The sequence below is a fragment of the Paenibacillus taiwanensis DSM 18679 genome (genome assembly GCF_000425125.1).
GTDB lineage: Bacteria > Bacillota > Bacilli > Paenibacillales > Paenibacillaceae > Paenibacillus_B > Paenibacillus_B taiwanensis.
In genome coordinates this window covers 251,076-268,231 of sequence record NZ_AULE01000028.1, presented here as the reverse complement: position 1 = coordinate 268,231, position 17,156 = coordinate 251,076, and the positions used below count along the sequence as shown (strand labels likewise).

The following is a 17,156-nucleotide window of genomic DNA, read 5'->3' as shown; positions in this document are numbered from 1 at the left end:
TAGCTCACGTTTCCGTGGGTTATCCCAGTCTTACAGGCAGGTTACCTACGTGTTACTCACCCGTCCGCCGCTAAGTCTCAGAGGTGCAAGCACCTCATCAACTCCGCTCGACTTGCATGTATTAGGCACGCCGCCAGCGTTCGTCCTGAGCCAGGATCAAACTCTCCATTAAAGCGAATTTCGCTACACAATCAAAAGATTGTGATCAAATTTCACTCAAGTGTTTGACTTGCTCATTTGTATTGCTGACGAGATAAATCTCGTGATTCTTAACATTCCCGTTAAATGCGCTTCATGACCGAAGTCATGTCCTTCATTCAACGTTGCTCGTTGTTCAGTTTTCAAGGAACAATATAAGCTGATTGGCCGTTAACCAATTCCGCTTTAGTTCGTCGCATCGTTCAGCGGCGACTTTTATAATATACCATGTTAACCACTTTCGAGTCAAGCACTTTTTTTGAAAAAGTTTTTCAGTCGTTTCGTTCATATATTTGAACGATCAAACCCTCAACGCTTATCTCGCATCCCCTATAAGAAGGACGAGTTCTAATTTATCATACCCCAAGCAATCAAGTCAACACTTAATTATAAGGTACAGATATAGAGGCCTTATGCTTACTTCAGCCAAGCTTACAACATACACTTGGCTGAACCACAACGGCAATCAGCCATGAACTACCTCTCGTTCCCCGTTCCAGTGGTACACCGGAGCAAAGCCAAGCGGTGCCCACGTATCTTCTGGTAACGTTAATGTAGTTTGGACGTATCCTTTTCCCATCAGCTTATCCATCAGCATTGGCAAGTGCTCAGCCACTACTTGCAGCTCAGCAAACTGCTCCATTTCCTGTAACGTAACCCCATTCTCTGCTTGTTTAAGTATACGAATAAGAGGAGCCAAGCACGTCTTCATCTTGGTTGTAATCGAGAACTCACAAGCAAGGAGCACTAATTCAACACGTTGGTGTATCGTCTCCTCGCTAGTTGCCAATTCTTCATACAACTTATGTACACCCGGATTCAACGACTTTACCTGGTGCCAAATATGAAGGTCCGGCACCAAACCTTCCTCGTATGCGGACAACTCTGCCCATTCCCTTAATGCTTTTGCTATTGAAGTCAGCGCATCCAGTTCATAGCCTGCAAGCAGCATTCGCTTGGCATTCCAATAGGCGTAAACAAATGAAGTAAACTTGGAGAGTATCAATTGCTCCCTCTCACTCTTAACACCGCGGAGCTTGTGCCGCAATGTTTCAATATAACCGAACCGATCCCATTCTATGTTTCCCATTGCAATCACGCGCCTCATGTCATCATTTCTCATAAGGTCCCCCTCCATAAGCTCACTCGCAGCCAAGCAAGTAACGATTATATGCTGGTTATCCTCATCAATTAACCGAATCGGACTCCGCGGAAGAGGCATAGAGGTGTTCTGAATCACAAGCACGTAATGATGCCACTCTACAAACTGGGGAATCTTAGATTCGACAGCTTCTCGGTCTAAAGTAATGATACCGACAACTAATTCGTCATTTAGAAGATGACCTATTGGCAGTGAATACTTCCTAATTCCTTTGTCCACACGTACCCCACACTTTTATTAGCGTTCTTCTTGCATGCATTCAAACTGTTCATTTAACATAATGGCTTTTCTTTACAGGTGATGATAGTTTATAATTCTACATAGATCGTCTCTTTCCTCCTAATTTGTATAAAACTATTCTATTCTTGATAGGAGTCGCTACCATGAACCATCTATCGAACAAACCTGTTCAACAGCCACGATTGTTCAAGTCCAGCAAGATTAATGAATTTAGATTATGGGGTTTAGTATTAACTATGGGCGGCATGGGATTGATGGTATTAGGTACAGCCGGCATTCTTATGTGGGGACTGGCAGGCAGACCTTTTGCGGCGATATTTATGATTATTGGGATGATAGCGCTCTTAGGAAGTGTAGCTATTTACTTCTGGGCAGGAATGCTCTCTACCAGTGCCATCATGCTTCAATGTCCTGAATGCGGCAAACAAACCAAAATATTAGGAAAAACCGATCGCTGCATGTTCTGCCGCACCATACTGACACTCGATCCTGATCAGGCCACGGAGCATCCTTTATATGAGGTTACAGATTCTGATCATAACAGCCACCTTCCAGCTTCTAATCCTGCACAGAATACTTCAGTGCCCAAATCCAATTAACCCCTTAGCAGCAAGTCACGCTCTAACAGACGAAATCGCATCATGAACATGTTTATCTCTATAAAATAAACAACAAAAAAGCCGTTATACTTTCTATCAGCTAAATGATGCTGAAGAAGATAACGGCTCTTTTTACATGTCATTTTACAATAAAGTTATAAGTTCACGTCACAGACGCATACGCACATTCATATCCATTCCTCATACGAAACTCAGTAGTGAACGATTTTCCAAATATCATCATCCCCTAATGCTCTCGCCCATACCGCAACACCGCCAAGCTTCAACTCTTTTGCCATTTTAATACGTGCATTAATAGAAGTTTCGTCTTCAATCCATACGCGCTGCCTCACACCTTTGTCTGTCGCCTCCGCATAATACTGTCCTTCTTGCTCGGAGAAGGTAGGTGTTAGCTTATATTTCTCCAGCCACTCCTTTATTGATCTCATCCCGACGGATTGAGACTTCACCTTTGTTTCGCCAGCCTCGCTGGTCTCTGACCAAATTCGAGTGTAGAGTGGCATCCCAAGTACCATTTTATGCGCTGGAACGTTGTCTTCTTCTATAATGCGGGCCACTACACTTTTTGCCCACGGCAGAGATGACACCGAGCCTGACTTCGGGCTTGCTGCCCAATGCTCATCATACGCCATAACCATCATATAATCGACAGCAGCACCAAGCGCTTCCCGATCGAGAAATTGTGACCACCTGCCGCTGCTTGATTTGGCCGTGACATCAATAGATACAACCAACCCTTTCATGCGGAACAAAGGAGTTAATTCACGAACGAATTGAGTCAGGTTGTCCCGATCCTCTACGTTTACGTTCTCGTAGTCAATATTTATACCATCCAACTTATACTGTTCTGCATAGGCAAGAAGTTGGCGGATCGAGCGTTCTCTACGTTCAAAGGAGGCTAGCGCTGCTGTTGTTCGTTCAGGATCAAAGCTGTTGCTAAATAACGCCCATACATACTTGCCCTCTGCCTTCGCCCAATCCATAAGCCGTTTGTCTGCTTTACTGGCTACGTTGCCTTCATTGTCTTTCAGGCTGAACCAGGTTGGGCTAATTACATTGATACCTGGCATATTCGGCAGCGAATCCGGATTCGGATTCCGTGAGTATACAGCCTCCCACGCCAAGCTTACAGGTATCTCTTCCTCGACAAATTGAGGAGGTGACAGCGGCTTTACCTTGGGCACACTCTCCTTTTCCAACAGCTCGACTTCTTCTTCACGAACATAGCCAAGTCGTCCCCCATCATCTTGAATAAGAATCCAATCTTCTTGCAGCGACCACATTGTAATTGCCGTGCCAGCAGGCAAGTCCCGGACGATAGGCGCTTTTTTCTCTGGGTGATAGCGCATGGCTACCGTCCCCACCTTGTCCTGCTGCTTGATCTTCCCCGTTTGAATCGTATCTCCTGGGAATGTGATACGAATGTTTCCGGTATCTGCAAATTCCTTAACTGTTGCCACTTCTAGTTCTTCCAACACTTTAGCCGGGACATATACTTGATCACCTGCTAGTTGAGCGCCAATCCCCCAATTTTTCACGTTTCCGTCCAGCCAGCCTGTATCGCCTTCTGTTGAAACGGCAGCAACATGTGATTCATTCGTCAGAATAACAAGTTTGGATGTTTTCTCATATATAGCCGCTGGCATTATTCGCTCTTGCACCGCTTTAAGCGGAATTAATAACTCTTCTCCGCTCCCTTTAGCTCCATATCCAGAAGCTTCGCCGTTCCAGGTAATGGCTTGTTTGACGTGTAATTTAGTGTTGGCATAATCTGGATTGGGCAGCCCTTGCTTCCAACCCTGCCACACACTAAAACCAAGCAGACATAAGCCAACTAACAAAAAGAGACATCCACCTCGTCTTCGTCTAGGTTTAGGCTTATTTGTACTTCTTGACATGTATCTTGCACTATTGCTATTTCCCATGTCAGCCTCCATTCTGATGGCGTTATGAAACGCATAAACACAAATTAAAAACGCGCAGGACCTCAGTCGCTGCGCGCATATTAAGAATACTCATATTGTTTAGGAACTTACACAATTGTTTTCTGCGCAAGTCTGACACACTCCATACACTTCCATTCGATGTCCGCGGATGAGAAATCCCGTTCGTTCTGCTGCTGTCTGTTCAACGGCCTCAAGCGCTGGCATTGAAAAATCAGCAATCTTCCCGCACTTTTCGCATATCGCATGGTAGTGATCCGACACATTCGCATCGAAGCGGCTAGAACTATCACCATAAGTTAATTCATGCACAAGGCCCGCTTCAATAAACGTCTTTAAGTTATTGTATACAGTAGCAACACTCATGCTTGGAAACTTAGGCTCTAGCGCTCGATAGATCTCGTCTGCAGTCGGATGTGTCATGGAATCCATCAAATATTCCAATATGGCATGACGCTGCGGTGTAATTCGTACGCCGGACATCTTTAAATGTTCCAATGCATGCTGAACCCGCGTCTGCATCCTGACCACCACCTTCTATCCTTAATCTTTGTTACTGACGGGTATCAATATTACATTATAACAATTATCAACAAATAATATATGTCCATTGTACGTCTTCTATTTTTATTTTGTCAATGTTAACTTACAAGGGATAATATCATTGACAAGTTAATGTCCTACTTGAATACTGCCGTTTGTCTTGACTTGCACTTGATATTGACCGTTCCCCACAACACCTGTCATCCGCCTGTTATGGATCGAAAACAAATAATCACTTTGAATGCTGCCATATAACGATTCTGCAGTTATCGTCATATCTGCATGCGCTGGCAACTGTAAAGTAACGTCGCTTGCCAGCCCCTTTATGTCCCAATCTCCGCCGATTTGCTCCGTATCTACTTCCACTTTACCATTTAGGCAGCTAACACTAACGTTACCTTTTACATCGTGTATTGACACATCGCCGCCGCTAGCCACAATCAATGCATCATGTTCCATACGATTGGCAATAATATCGCCAGTTTCATTGTGGAGTTGGACATTACCTCTAATATTCTTCACTTCCACATCACCGCTGTAAGATTCCGTCTGCACCTTACCGGCGATATCCATTACTAAAATATCGCCATTATGTGAGGTTATGATCGCATCTCCAGAGGTGCCGCGCATATAGACATCCCCACTCTCCACTCGAACGTAACTACGCATTCGTATAGAGGACGGAATTGAAATCTTGAGGTCGATACGAGCCTTATGTCCCAAACGATATATCTGATCCGCCCCAATCGTGCGGATCGTCCAGCTCCGTTCTTGCTGGTTATGCTCAAGTTGTACCTGGATAGGATCAGCAACTGCCCTAGCTTCTTCCTTGTTAAGGCCATATACCGTAATAAGAGATTCAACGATGATCTCATCGCCTGTTCCCGATTGAATATATACATCCCCGATCTGCTGTTCTACTTGGAGCGATTCTGTGTCCACGGATATACGTTCCTTTTGTATCGGTTGCTCGAAATTAACACCGTCCAATGACACCATCTGTTTCATCATAGAAAAGTCGAATTGGACGCTGCGAATAAAGTCGCGGAATAGCTGTGGCTGCGCAACTGTAAAAACAGCGGCCGCAATGCCTACGGCTGTAAACATGCCAATAATATCAAATTTCCATTTGCGAGTTTTATTTATCCAACCATATATAACCGCCTCTACTCCCCAGCCTACTAACAGGAGGGGCCACCAAGTCAGAAGCAGCGTAATGGTGTTAGCCTTCAAAAACTGATCAAGCAGCAGCAATACTCCAACGGCTACGAGAAGCAGAGCTGCCGTAATTCGCCCTACTTTTATCATGACAACCACGCTCCTTCTCGGCCGCTACTATTTTTTCCTGGACTCCTTGAATAGGAGATACAAGCCACCTGCAATTAGGACAGCAGCCCCTGCAAATGACCCTGCATATTTAAACATCCAACGAAGCCAATTCGGATCAATGGTGAACAGAAGCATAACAAGTCCTATTATAACTAACAGTACGCCAAGCCACGGGCCTTGTTTCACCTTTTCGGTGTTACCATAAATGGCTTGGGTGTTTACTCGATCCGTATGCTGCATGGCATCAAATAAATTAAAGAAATAAATTACGGGCAAAAACAAACCTAACAGCACGATCAACGGCACATTCTCACCCATGTTGGACGTAAAGTACACAATAGCTACAATATCAAGAGCGATCAGCATCATGACAAGTAGTCCTCTTTGCATTAAACCTAAATAAAAGTGCCCTGCACCCGGGAACAAAAATGAAAACAACACCGCTACAAATTTGCTCTTACGCGGGGGCTTCTGATTCATAAAAGGAGGCTCCGGCACATGCGCATAAGGCGGCTGGGGTTGTTGTTCGTACCATCCAAATGATTGATTTGGCTTGTTCTGCTGCTCCTGAATACGTTCAATCTCGCGAATACGCTGCCGTAGAAACTGTTCTTCTTGATCCTTTGCTGAAGATTGAGATCGATATTCACTCATGTTATCCCTCCTTTTTATTATATTAGTTAAGTAGCAGATGGTTCAGCGATCTGACCCCACGCCCGCTTAAACAGCGATTTGGCACGGTATAATCGTGTTTCGACAGTTCGAACCGGCATAGCTAACTGCTCGGCAATCTCAGCATAGGATCTATCACGCATGTGATACAACACCATAACAGTACGATATTTGATGGGAAGCTTGCAAAGCGTATCCTGAACCTGCATACAACGCTCACGCTTCAACAAACGCTCTTCTGGAACATCATCCCACAAGGACAATGATTGCAAAGGTGCCGAATGCGCATGGACATTCTGATCAAGTAATTCCGTCTGATGATGATACTTCCACTTGCGAAGCGTATCAATTAATTGATTTCTCGTAAGCCGGTACAACCAAGTCGTAAACTTTGCTTCGCCGCGATAGGTGTGCAAAGACCGATATACTTTGACCCATACATCCTGTGCAACATCTTCCGCTAAATAACGATCCGGAACTGTGCGACAAATACAAGTTAACACAAAATGTTGATGTCTTTCCACCAAATCATGAAATGCATCCGTATTCCCCTGCTGAAATTGCTCCACCAATTGTTCATCTAACTCCCTAGACTGTACAGTAACAGCGTTCTCTCTTTTCACCTGACTACATCCTTTCTTCTCAAGCTGCTCAAAAATTTCCTATCCGTGTTCTGCGCTCTTTATTCGTTAACTTCATTGTAATTGCAATCCAGAACGCAAAGAAACCTTCCTGGGTCTAGGAAGGTTTCACCGACTTTAGTCTAGGTATAACTATTCGATGGTCACAGATCGCACGCCCCGTAACCGTTCAATCTCAGATGCAAATAAAAACTGATCTGTGTGTTTCGGAATGATGATCGCCAGTCTAATTTCTTTAGCTGCAGTCGTATAATCATCATCGTTGTGCACTTTGCGGATAATGGTCATCTTCTTCACAGCAATGCCGTGCCCTAACATACTCGCGTTAAGGTCGGGTACGATATCAATCGCTTCATCCGTCTCCAACATCAAGAGTCGCGGCTTCTTGCCTACCATATAACGCTGTTCCAGCTTGCTGAATACGAACAAATTAACGATAACTAACACCGTTGTTAAAATAGCGGCAAAATAAAAACCTGCGCCTACCGCCAACCCGATTGCAGCAACGACCCAAAGTGATGCAGCTGTCGTTAGTCCTGCTATCGATTTCCCTGTAAAGATAATAGTACCCGCGCCTAGAAAGCCTATTCCTGTTATTACAGCTGTCGCCAGTCTTGCCGGATCAACCCTGACGTTGCCTTCTGTGACAAACTGTGAGAATCCGTAAATAGATAATAGCATAATAAGTGCGGAGCCCATACACACGAGAATGTGGGTGCGTAGTCCAGCTGGATGATTAGCTTGTTCGCGTTCCAGTCCAACAAGACCACCTAGCAGCATGGCTAGAAGTAAACGAATGGTCAGATGCACATTATCGATAAACCAAGGATCAGCTACATGGCTTGTTGCCAAAGGTGGTCAACCTCCCTTGTTATCGAAGTTTGCATAGCAAACATAAAATTTACATACATGAGGGAACTTTTAGCTCAAGTGTCCGTAACACGATTCCAGGACCAACCTCATCATCACATTTATATTGAAATCCTAATTTTTCGTAAAGCGTTACAGCGGGTTCATTCTTCAAGCCGGTGCTGATCGTAAACGTGTGGATGCCTTCGATATGTAACACGTGATCCATCAGTTTTCGTGCGATTCCTTGTCGAAAGTGATCTGGACGCACCATCACCCTGCATATTTGCAGTTCACCTGGCGCCTCCATTTCAGTAGACACCGCGCCTGCCAGCACGTACTCATCGGTATACCACCCATAAAATTGCTCATTCGCTTGCGCAAGCTGCTCCATAGATTCCATAAGCGGCGGTATCTTGTCAAAACCAATTAAATTAGCTTCTATACGATAAGCGGTCCGCTGCATCATCCACAAGGCCTCCAGTGTGACCTGATCTTTTAGATCTAATGATTTTATCATACATATTCTCCTCTAATGAAAATATGATTCAACAGCACACTTGCACAAACGGAGCATACACCCCGCAGAGTGAGGCCACTCTAGCGGAGCATTGCTCCATCAGGATAATCGTAAATGAACTGCCATCCGCTTCATTTTCTTGAACTAAGCCTGCTTTAATACCGCCGCAAGCAGTTCATTAACAACTGTCGGATTCGCTTTCCCTTTTGTCTCACGCATCACTTGGCCAACTAGGAAACCGATTGCTTTTTCTTTACCGGCACGGAAATCTTCTACAGACTGAGGATTGGCCGCAACGATTTTCTCCACAATCGCTTTGATCGCTCCTTCGTCACTAATCTGAACCAAGCCTTGTTCCTCAACGATCGTTTGCGGAGATTTCCCACTCTCTACCATCTCTTTAAATACTGTTTTGGCGATCTTGTTGCTGATTGTGCCTTTCTCAATAAGTCCGATCATAGCGCCAAGACCTTCACCAGTCAGCGCCACCTCTTCTATTTCTTTTCCATTCTGATTGAGATAACCTAACAAGTCCCCCATAATCCAGTTCGCAACAGCTTTTGCGTCCGTCGTATACGTCAAGCTCTGCTCGAACAAATCGGCAATCTTGATCGAGGAGGTAATAACCTCCGCATCGTAATGAGACAAGCCGTACTCCGCTGCATAACGCGCTTTACGTGCATCAGGCAACTCCGGTATCGAAGCTCGAACACGTTCTTTCCATTCAGGCTCAACAATAAGTGTTACCAGATCAGGATCTGGGAAGTAACGATAATCGTGCGCTTCTTCTTTGCTGCGCATCGTAAGCGTCCGCCCTTGCGCTTCATCCCAGCGCCTAGTCTCCTGCACCACTTGGCCGCCTTCATCCAGAATGTCGGCTTGGCGCTCTTCTTCATACTCAAGACCGCGTAACACACCACGGAAGGAGTTCATATTTTTAAGCTCCGCCTTCGTACCAAACTCAGCTTGACCATAAGGACGAAGACTAATATTGGCATCACAGCGCAATGATCCTTCTTCCATCTTAACGTCTGAAACATCGCAGTACTGCATAATAGCTTTCATTTTCTCCAAATAAGCTTTTGCTTCTTCTGGCGAGCGAAGATCAGCTTCCGATACGATCTCTACCAGCGGAGTACCGCAGCGGTTCAAGTCCACTAAGGAACCGAAGCCGCCATCTATATGTGTAAGCTTTCCTGCATCTTCTTCCATATGCAAACGATTAATTCGAATGCGCTTAGTGACACCGTCTACCTCAATATCGATCCAGCCATTTAAACCAATAGGCCGCGTATTTTGTGAGATTTGGTAAGCTTTTGGTGAATCGGGATAGAAATAGTTTTTACGGTCAAAGTCGCTTATTGGCGATATTTCGCAGTTCAGAGCCATAGCTGCTTTCATCGCATATTCAACCGCTTGGCGGTTTAATACCGGCAGCACACCTGGATGACCAAGGCAGATCGGGCACGTATGCGTATTTGCAGGCGCGCCAAATGCAGTAGAGCAGCCGCAGAAAATTTTCGACTTTGTATGCAGCTCTACATGCACCTCCAAGCCGATAACCGTTTCGTATTTTGTACTCGGCATGTCAGATCCTCCTCTTACAACTGCGGGCGCAGCTTGTGATGTTCAGTATGTTGTTCAAATGCATGCGCAGCCTTTAACACGGTTGCCTCATCAAATGGTTTGCCGATAATTTGTAAGCCAACAGGCAGTCCATCTGCCAAGCCGCAAGGCACGCTGATTGCCGGAACACCAGCTAAGCTGACCGGAATCGTCAGAATGTCGTTCATATACATCTGCAACGGATTGTTTACTTGCTCGCCAATCTTAAACGCTGTCGTTGGTGCAGTAGGCGCAATAAGAAGGTCATAGCGGCTGAACGCATCGTCAAAGTCCTTCTTAATCAATGTGCGTACCTTCTGTGCTTTCAGGTAGAACGCGTCATAATAACCTGAACTAAGCGCATAAGTTCCTAACATAATTCGACGTTTTACTTCTTGACCGAAGCCTTGGCTCCGCGATTGAACGTACAAATCCAGCAAATTGTCCGGATCAGCAGCTCTTACCCCATAACGAACGCCATCAAAGCGAGCTAAATTCGAGGAAGCTTCGGAAGAAGCAAGCAGGTAATAAGCTGCAACCGCATATTCTGTATGCGGAAGCGAAACTTCCTCCCACTGTGCCCCAAGAGACTCATAGACTCGAAGCGCAGCCATAACCGCTTCTTTAACTTTAGGATCAACACCTGCACCCATATATTCCTTTGGTACGCCGATACGGAGTCCTTTGACGTCACCTTGCAAGGCAGAGACATAATTCGGGATATCTACGTTTGCAGAGGTAGAATCCATCGTATCGTGTCCAGCGATAACTTGTAGTGCAAGCGCTGTGTCCTCAACCGTACGGGCAAAAGGACCAATTTGATCCAATGAGGAAGCAAATGCAACCAAGCCAAAACGGGATACGAGGCCATAAGTAGGCTTTAATCCGACTACACCGCAATAAGCAGCAGGCTGACGAATGGACCCGCCTGTATCGGAGCCAAGTGCAAACGGCACTTGACCCGCAGCTACAGCGGCTGCTGAACCGCCGCTTGAGCCCCCTGGCACGCGATCAAGATCCCAAGGGTTTCGAGTGACTTGATAAGCGGAGTTCTCATTGGAGCCGCCCATCGCAAATTCGTCCATGTTCAGCTTGCCGATCGTGATCATGCCCGCTTCCTTTAACTTGCGGGATACCGTCGCATCATACACAGGAATAAAATTATCCAAGAATCGGCTGGCACAAGTTGTACGTAGGCCATCTGTTACGATGTTGTCCTTTACCCCTACTGGAATACCTGCAAGTGGAGCAACTTCTCCTCCTTGTGCCAGCAGCTCGTCCAATGCACGTGCATCATCTAAAGCCTGGCTTTCGTTCAGCGTCAAAAAGGCCTGAATCTGTGGCTCCGTAGCCGCAATTCGCTTATAAGAAGCTTCAACCAATTCAGTCGCTGACAATGATCGCGACTTCAGTTGCTGCTGCATTTCAACTAATGTTAGTTCTAATGGCGTCAACGCGTCTTCCTCCTTCAGTTATCAATCCAAAACTGCCGGCACTCTAAAGTGACCGTCTTCTTCCTCTGGCGCATTGGCCATTACTCGTTCTATCGGAAGTGACTCACGCACTACATCGTCACGCATGACATTATGTATAGGAAGCACATGCGTAGTCGGTTGAACGTCGTCGGTGTGCAGCTCATTCAGCTTGTCAGCATATTTCAAAATAGCATTAAGCTGGTCCAAAAATTGATGTTTCTCCTCAGCGCTCAATTGCAACCGCGCTAGTCGGGCTACATGCTCGACGTTATCCAAATTAATGCTCATGGGCTATTTCGTCCTCCTTACTGTATTCCAGCCATTCCAGCCAAAATTCATCCCTTTATTATAGCGCACAACGAAAATCAACTCAACGAATTCTAATGGAAGGTATTGCTATACGAGCAGCTTGACGATTGAATTGCAGCAGCAGAATAATACATATTTATTTCCAAATCATAACACAAACAATAAGCGGCTAGCAGGAAAGAGTCAGGCAGGAGTTACAGAGAGCATGTAGATCAGATGACAACTTCGTATGGATACACTATTAAGGGCTGTCCTAGAAGGTCAATTGACCTTAAGACAGCCCCTGTTTGGGTATCGTTACAAACAACAACTTTAAAATTTAATAGAAAACAACCACCTATTTTTTAAAGGGTATCCGGATCGGTCGTTTCATCCGAGCAATACCTAATGTAAGGATAAAGCCAAGTGATATACTTACCGCGGTAGAAAAGGCAAAGATTGCGGAATTCCATGCTTCCTGTGGACGTCCCAACACAAATTCATACATCGTCCCGTACAATGCCGCGCCTGGCACCAGTGGAACAAGCCCTGGAACAATAAAGCATATAGCTGGCATTTTGGCTCTGCGGGCCGTCACCTCAGCATAGATGTTTAATGAGCAGGAGGCTAAAAAAAACGAAAAAAACTCACTGCCCGTCAATAGCTTGGCCACATCAAATGTAAGCCAGCTTATTCCGCCAGCCAAGCCGGAAAGCAGCATCCCTTTTAAGCGAAGCTGAAATGCTCCACCAAAGCACATGCTTATAAAAAAGGAGGCAATGACTTTAATAATCATACTGCGCCACTTCCTAACCACTTCATACTTAGTGCCACTACTGTGCCCGAACCAGCAGCTATCGCTATCGCTATAAGCAGTGCTTCTGTCGTTCGCGCTACTCCTGACAAAGTGTCCCCCGCCATAATATCACGAATGGCATTTGCCAAAATCAAGCCTGGAAATAAGTTCATCAGCACAGATATTAAAATCGTATTAGACTGAGCACCAACCCCAAAGTAGACAAGCAGCAACGTGCTTATCGCAGCCACCGCACCACCGAGAACGTGTATAAACACGACATTATAATTGTCTTTCTCAAATAAATACATGCACAATCTCATCACGGTAGCACTTATAAAGGCATTAACCATTTCCAGAAAGGAACCTGCAAAAAACAGAACATAACCAGCAGAAATGAGTGAATAGAACAAGCTCGACAGCCATAATGGATAAGAGTTTGCTTGATCAATCGCCTTTAGCTCAGCATACAGTTCACGAATCGTAATCGGCTCCGACTGAATCTTACGCGATAACTCGTTCACCCGCACGATCTTTTGCAAGTTAAAGCTGCGATTTCTTATCCGCTTAATTACGGCTTTGGATTTGTATTCATCACTAACCGCAGACGTAATAATGGCTGTAGGTACAACAAAGCTCTCTACTTTGCGAATTCCGTAGGCATTACAGATTCGCCCTATCGTATCCTCAACACGGTACGTTTCACCGCCGCTTTCAAGCAATATTTTGCCGGCATATGTCGCAACATAGATGATGCGGTTCAGTTCCAAAGCTGCCCCTCTCCTTCAATGGCCCATCTTATATATGTGTTATTATGAAACTTTTTCATCATTTTCATGATACGTAAAAAAGAAAGACGCGCAGGATTCCCGCTATTGCAGCATCGCCTCCATGCACGTCCGTCCTGTCTGCGCTTCCTATGAGTACTCCATTATATCCAAGCTCGCAAATTCACTTTGCGTACAAAGTCTTCTGCGGACATCGGCTCTTGGCCTTCATCCTCTTCCTTCTCGACCTCTTCTTCGCCGTTATTCATCAAACGACGAAACAGAGTTTCATTTCTTGTAGCGAGCGCATAATCAATGAGCGCTTCCCGTTCGACACGATCCGCTTCCTGCTGCAAAAGCAGGTCTTCGCATTCGACATCTGATGCCGGTACAAAGAAGTTGCGGCTTGCTTTCGGAACACGAATCACATAATCAAATGCGTTATCCGCGTTGCGGTCATATGCAATAATGTAGCCATATTCCCCGATAGGCAATTGTTGTTCGAAACGGTCGGCGACAATGACTACTTTCTCTCCCAATTGCATCATTGTCTATGCCTCCCAGCCGTCTTCTATATTTCACTTTTTCACTATCGTACTAGAAAAGTGTCTGGCTGTAAACGATAAGACAACTAGATTATTGCAGGCTGAAATGTTAACGCCTGACACAATCCCACAAAATGGTAAACAAAAGCAGCCACTCACCCCTTATCTTCGTTAACGGTAATGATTCCTTCCGGTGCTGTAGTTAGCTTTACATAGCCATCTGCAGTTATTAAATAAGTATTCTCAATACCAACAACGCCCAGTCCGGGAAAAGTAAACTTGGGCTCAATCGCTAAAATCATTCCTGGTTCCAATGGCTGCTTAAAGCCTCGTGCGAGTACGGGCCACTCATCAATCTCTAGGCCGATGCCATGCCCGAGGAACTTCACCTGGTCCTCGCCATAACCCATAAAGTGGTCAGCCAGCTTATAGGCTTCAGCCATTGCCAAAGCTTCAGTATACAATGTCTCGCTAATCGTCCCCGGCTTGAGTCGCTGCTCTGTTTTTCTTAGTATCGCTTCTGCCGCCTCATATGCAAACTGCAATGTTTCATTTAGTTTCCCGATGACGAGGGTTCGGGTCTGATCAATGACATAACCATCAATGCAGCACCCGATATCCACCAGTATCGGTTCATGCTGAGCGATCACTTTGCGGCTTGCCCCTTGTGGGCTGGCAGGGGTTAATCCGCGGCCACCTGCGGGGCCATCAAAGTAAGTGGGCTCCGCCCCCGCTTCGCCGGAGGCAACCATTCCTGTCACTATTTCTTGATTGTAGCCACGCATGCGTACTATGCCAATATGACCTTGCATTCGGAAAATGTGCTCAATATGCGCAATAAGCTCCAGTTCAGTCATGCCTGCGTGCACATGCGCCGCGGCTTGCTCCAATGCACGGTGTGCTGCAATAGCCGAGATGCGGATCCGACTCACTTCATATGGTGACTTTATCATACGAAGCTCACGGAATATCGTTGAACCGTCGATCCAGTCTACGTCCGAAATAACCGCCTTTAATCGCTCAAATTGCTGGACAGGAAGCACATCGTACTCCGTCGCCATCGTAATGCGAGCTCCTTCTCGCATCATGTCGCTGTAGCAGGAACGAATCGTATCACCCAACTGCCGGAAGGACCCCATACGCTCTACCCGGATGGACGATTCTACTTCCGCACGACTAAAGCTGCGCTTTACCAAAAATACTGGCTCCCCTGTCTTTGGTACCATTACGTAACCTGACTGCATTGATCCGGTCAAATAATAAATATCAACATTGTGCGTGACCAAAAATAAATCGATGCCGGCCACTGACATATGATGTTGTAATCGAAGAATCCGATCTTGATGCTCCCTTGCTTCCGTACAATCATGATGATCGATATTTGTCATAGTCAAGCTGCCTCCATTTCAACAAATCGATTGTCTGAACATGACGCGCAGCCCAAAATAAGAACGGACAGCTGTGTCATAAACAAAAACGATGCCATTAGCAACGCTAAAAATCCCATATGCGTCCAGAAGCCCCTAGCAATCGGGCCACTTAGCCAAGCCACCAGCATTGCGCCTATAGCTAATACAACAAAGCAACAATTAAATTGATGATACCACGAACAAAATAGCGATTCCATCTGCCGATGCATATCACCTACTCGATGCAAGGTCACTACTGAAGACTGTACGCCAGTGTCAGCCAACATACTGATATTAATGCTGTTACTGATGCTACTGATATGACTCTGCTATAATAAGAGACTGATTGAACCGTATTTTTCCTATATAAAAAGGGGGGCTTGTATGTCGCAAATGGTACAATCGAGTCAAAGGATTGATGCACTGGACATCATTCGCGGCTTTGCTATCTTTGGTATTTTCTTCGTGAATGTCCCTGACATGATCGGTAATGGCGTCACTTTTACAACTTCTTATACAGGTGCTGACGCGTTAGTTCGCTTGTTATACGATATGTTCATTCAGACTAAGTTCTACACCATCTTCGCGTTCTTATTTGGACTTGGCTTCTATTTATTTATGCAGAGTGCCAAAAGAAGGGAACTGCCTGTATATCGTTTGTTCACTCGCCGTCTCCTACTGCTGTTATTGATCGGGATTGCCCATTATGTGCTGCTGTGGCAAGGGGATATCCTTCACGCTTATAGCTTATTCGGGTTTCTATTGCTGTTATTCTATAAACGTTCAGCCAAGACCATTTTGACATGGAGCATTACATTATTAAGTCTGTATGCGCTCCTGAGTGTGTTACTAGGACTTATAGCGTCATACACTGCGCCTAGCGGAGACGCGATCGGTTTATTTCCTCATATGCCGGATATACGGATGCGGATCAACCATTTGTTCCGAAACGGTCTTGAAAATTTATCATTGTTAGTCTTCGAAGTGCTTGGGCTGTTTCTATTAGGTTTATATGCAGGAAAAAAACGGTGGTTCGAACAATTGCATCTGTATCAGAGTGCTATTAAACGCTTGCAATGGATATCGGCCGGGCTCACGATGCTGTTGTTTATCCCGATGATTATCTATTACGTCTCCCATCCGGTGTATAACACTTTGCAAAACTATGGTTATACGCATTTAACCGGAAAAACAGCAGCAGTATTTTACGTATGCACGCTGCTTCGACTTCATAGCGGCCTCGGTTCGTATCACTTTCGGAGCTTGGCTGCCGTCGGTCGCATGGCGCTTACCAATTATTTAATGCAGACCATCATCACGATGGGATTGCTAAGATTGGCAGCGTACAATGCCGCAACTACACCTTTGTGGATAGGAATGATATATGTTGTAGTTATATTGATCCTTCAGGTCTTTTGCAGTAAGTTATGGCTCCGCTTTTATAAAATGGGGCCAATAGAGTGGTTATGGCGAGCTGGAACATATGGGACATTCTCTTCCCTTCGTCATAAATCCAGCGCCCATCAGCATTCTGCGCGTGGAAAATGATCTTAT

The 17,156-nt window shown here is 45.4% G+C and carries 18 protein-coding genes and 1 rRNA gene; 2 read left to right on the top strand and 17 right to left on the bottom strand.

Translation table 11 applies throughout. The features are described 5' to 3' along the window. Window positions 1-172, bottom strand: a 16S ribosomal RNA gene (locus H509_RS0107685); the annotation flags it as partial. Between the two features lie 492 nt (window positions 173-664). Next, window positions 665-1,579 carry a hypothetical protein gene (locus H509_RS24605; protein WP_051286880.1) on the bottom strand — a complete coding sequence of 305 codons (915 nt, stop codon included), beginning with the start codon at window positions 1,577-1,579 and terminating at the stop codon, window positions 665-667. Window positions 1,580-1,743: 164 nt separating this feature from the next. Between H509_RS24605 and H509_RS0107675 the strand changes: the two genes are divergently transcribed. Continuing rightward, a complete protein-coding gene (locus H509_RS0107675; RefSeq protein WP_051286879.1) occupies window positions 1,744-2,199 on the top strand; it encodes a YgzB family protein in 456 nt (151 codons plus the stop codon). A 212-nt stretch (window positions 2,200-2,411) separates the two neighbouring features. On the opposite strand, the gene H509_RS0107670 is transcribed toward H509_RS0107675, so the two are convergent. The 15 genes from H509_RS0107670 to H509_RS0107600 form a co-directional block, all read right to left on the bottom strand. After that, on the bottom strand, window positions 2,412-4,145 hold the full coding sequence (locus tag H509_RS0107670; protein ID WP_245596002.1) for a glycosyl hydrolase family 18 protein: 1,734 nt from the start codon (window positions 4,143-4,145) through the stop codon (window positions 2,412-2,414). Window positions 4,146-4,244: 99 nt separating this feature from the next. Further along, a complete protein-coding gene (gene perR / locus H509_RS0107665; protein WP_028544570.1) occupies window positions 4,245-4,685 on the bottom strand; it encodes a peroxide-responsive transcriptional repressor PerR in 441 nt (146 codons plus the stop codon). Window positions 4,686-4,835: 150 nt separating this feature from the next. Further along, window positions 4,836-6,014, bottom strand: coding sequence for a DUF4097 family beta strand repeat-containing protein (locus H509_RS0107660; RefSeq protein ID WP_028544569.1), 1,179 nt, complete (start codon window positions 6,012-6,014; stop codon window positions 4,836-4,838). 27 nt (window positions 6,015-6,041) lie between these two features. Beyond that, window positions 6,042-6,689 (bottom strand): DUF6677 family protein, encoded by a 648-nt coding sequence (locus tag H509_RS0107655; RefSeq protein WP_051286877.1) that lies wholly within the window; start codon window positions 6,687-6,689, stop codon window positions 6,042-6,044. Window positions 6,690-6,715: 26 nt separating this feature from the next. After that, the gene (locus H509_RS0107650; RefSeq protein ID WP_051286876.1) at window positions 6,716-7,330 is read right to left on the bottom strand and encodes an RNA polymerase sigma factor; all 615 of its coding nucleotides are present in this window, start codon (window positions 7,328-7,330) and stop codon (window positions 6,716-6,718) included. A gap of 150 nt (window positions 7,331-7,480) precedes the next feature. Continuing rightward, the gene (locus H509_RS0107645) at window positions 7,481-8,128 is read right to left on the bottom strand and encodes an MgtC/SapB family protein (RefSeq protein WP_084159111.1); all 648 of its coding nucleotides are present in this window, start codon (window positions 8,126-8,128) and stop codon (window positions 7,481-7,483) included. A 121-nt stretch (window positions 8,129-8,249) separates the two neighbouring features. Continuing rightward, complete coding sequence (locus H509_RS0107640; RefSeq protein WP_028544565.1) at window positions 8,250-8,717, bottom strand: GNAT family N-acetyltransferase; 468 nt, start codon at window positions 8,715-8,717, stop codon at window positions 8,250-8,252. 144 nt (window positions 8,718-8,861) lie between these two features. Further along, on the bottom strand, window positions 8,862-10,304 hold the full coding sequence (gene gatB, locus H509_RS0107635) for an Asp-tRNA(Asn)/Glu-tRNA(Gln) amidotransferase subunit GatB (protein ID WP_028544564.1): 1,443 nt from the start codon (window positions 10,302-10,304) through the stop codon (window positions 8,862-8,864). Between the two features lie 14 nt (window positions 10,305-10,318). Next, the gene (gene gatA, locus H509_RS0107630; RefSeq protein ID WP_425414227.1) at window positions 10,319-11,746 is read right to left on the bottom strand and encodes an Asp-tRNA(Asn)/Glu-tRNA(Gln) amidotransferase subunit GatA; all 1,428 of its coding nucleotides are present in this window, start codon (window positions 11,744-11,746) and stop codon (window positions 10,319-10,321) included. Between the two features lie 51 nt (window positions 11,747-11,797). Beyond that, window positions 11,798-12,085, bottom strand: a complete 288-nt coding sequence (gatC, locus tag H509_RS0107625; RefSeq protein ID WP_028544562.1) for an Asp-tRNA(Asn)/Glu-tRNA(Gln) amidotransferase subunit GatC — start codon at window positions 12,083-12,085, stop codon at window positions 11,798-11,800. A 358-nt stretch (window positions 12,086-12,443) separates the two neighbouring features. Further along, the gene (locus H509_RS0107620) at window positions 12,444-12,881 is read right to left on the bottom strand and encodes a threonine/serine exporter family protein (protein WP_028544561.1); all 438 of its coding nucleotides are present in this window, start codon (window positions 12,879-12,881) and stop codon (window positions 12,444-12,446) included. Beyond that, the gene (locus tag H509_RS0107615; protein WP_028544560.1) at window positions 12,878-13,651 is read right to left on the bottom strand and encodes a threonine/serine exporter family protein; all 774 of its coding nucleotides are present in this window, start codon (window positions 13,649-13,651) and stop codon (window positions 12,878-12,880) included. Before H509_RS0107615 ends, H509_RS0107620 begins: the two co-directional genes overlap by 4 nt. Window positions 13,652-13,812: 161 nt before the next feature. Continuing rightward, complete coding sequence (locus H509_RS0107610) at window positions 13,813-14,196, bottom strand: hypothetical protein (RefSeq protein WP_028544559.1); 384 nt, start codon at window positions 14,194-14,196, stop codon at window positions 13,813-13,815. A gap of 152 nt (window positions 14,197-14,348) precedes the next feature. Further along, a complete protein-coding gene (locus H509_RS0107605; RefSeq protein WP_051286875.1) occupies window positions 14,349-15,581 on the bottom strand; it encodes a M24 family metallopeptidase in 1,233 nt (410 codons plus the stop codon). A gap of 2 nt (window positions 15,582-15,583) precedes the next feature. Beyond that, window positions 15,584-15,889: a hypothetical protein gene (locus tag H509_RS0107600; protein WP_169450866.1), complete on the bottom strand. Its 306-nt coding sequence runs from the start codon at window positions 15,887-15,889 to the stop codon at window positions 15,584-15,586. Window positions 15,890-15,986: 97 nt separating this feature from the next. Here H509_RS0107600 and H509_RS0107595 point away from each other — a divergent pair, with 97 nt between their 5' ends. After that, window positions 15,987-17,150 carry a DUF418 domain-containing protein gene (locus tag H509_RS0107595; protein ID WP_028544556.1) on the top strand — a complete coding sequence of 388 codons (1,164 nt, stop codon included), beginning with the start codon at window positions 15,987-15,989 and terminating at the stop codon, window positions 17,148-17,150. Window positions 17,151-17,156: the final 6 nt, after the last annotated feature.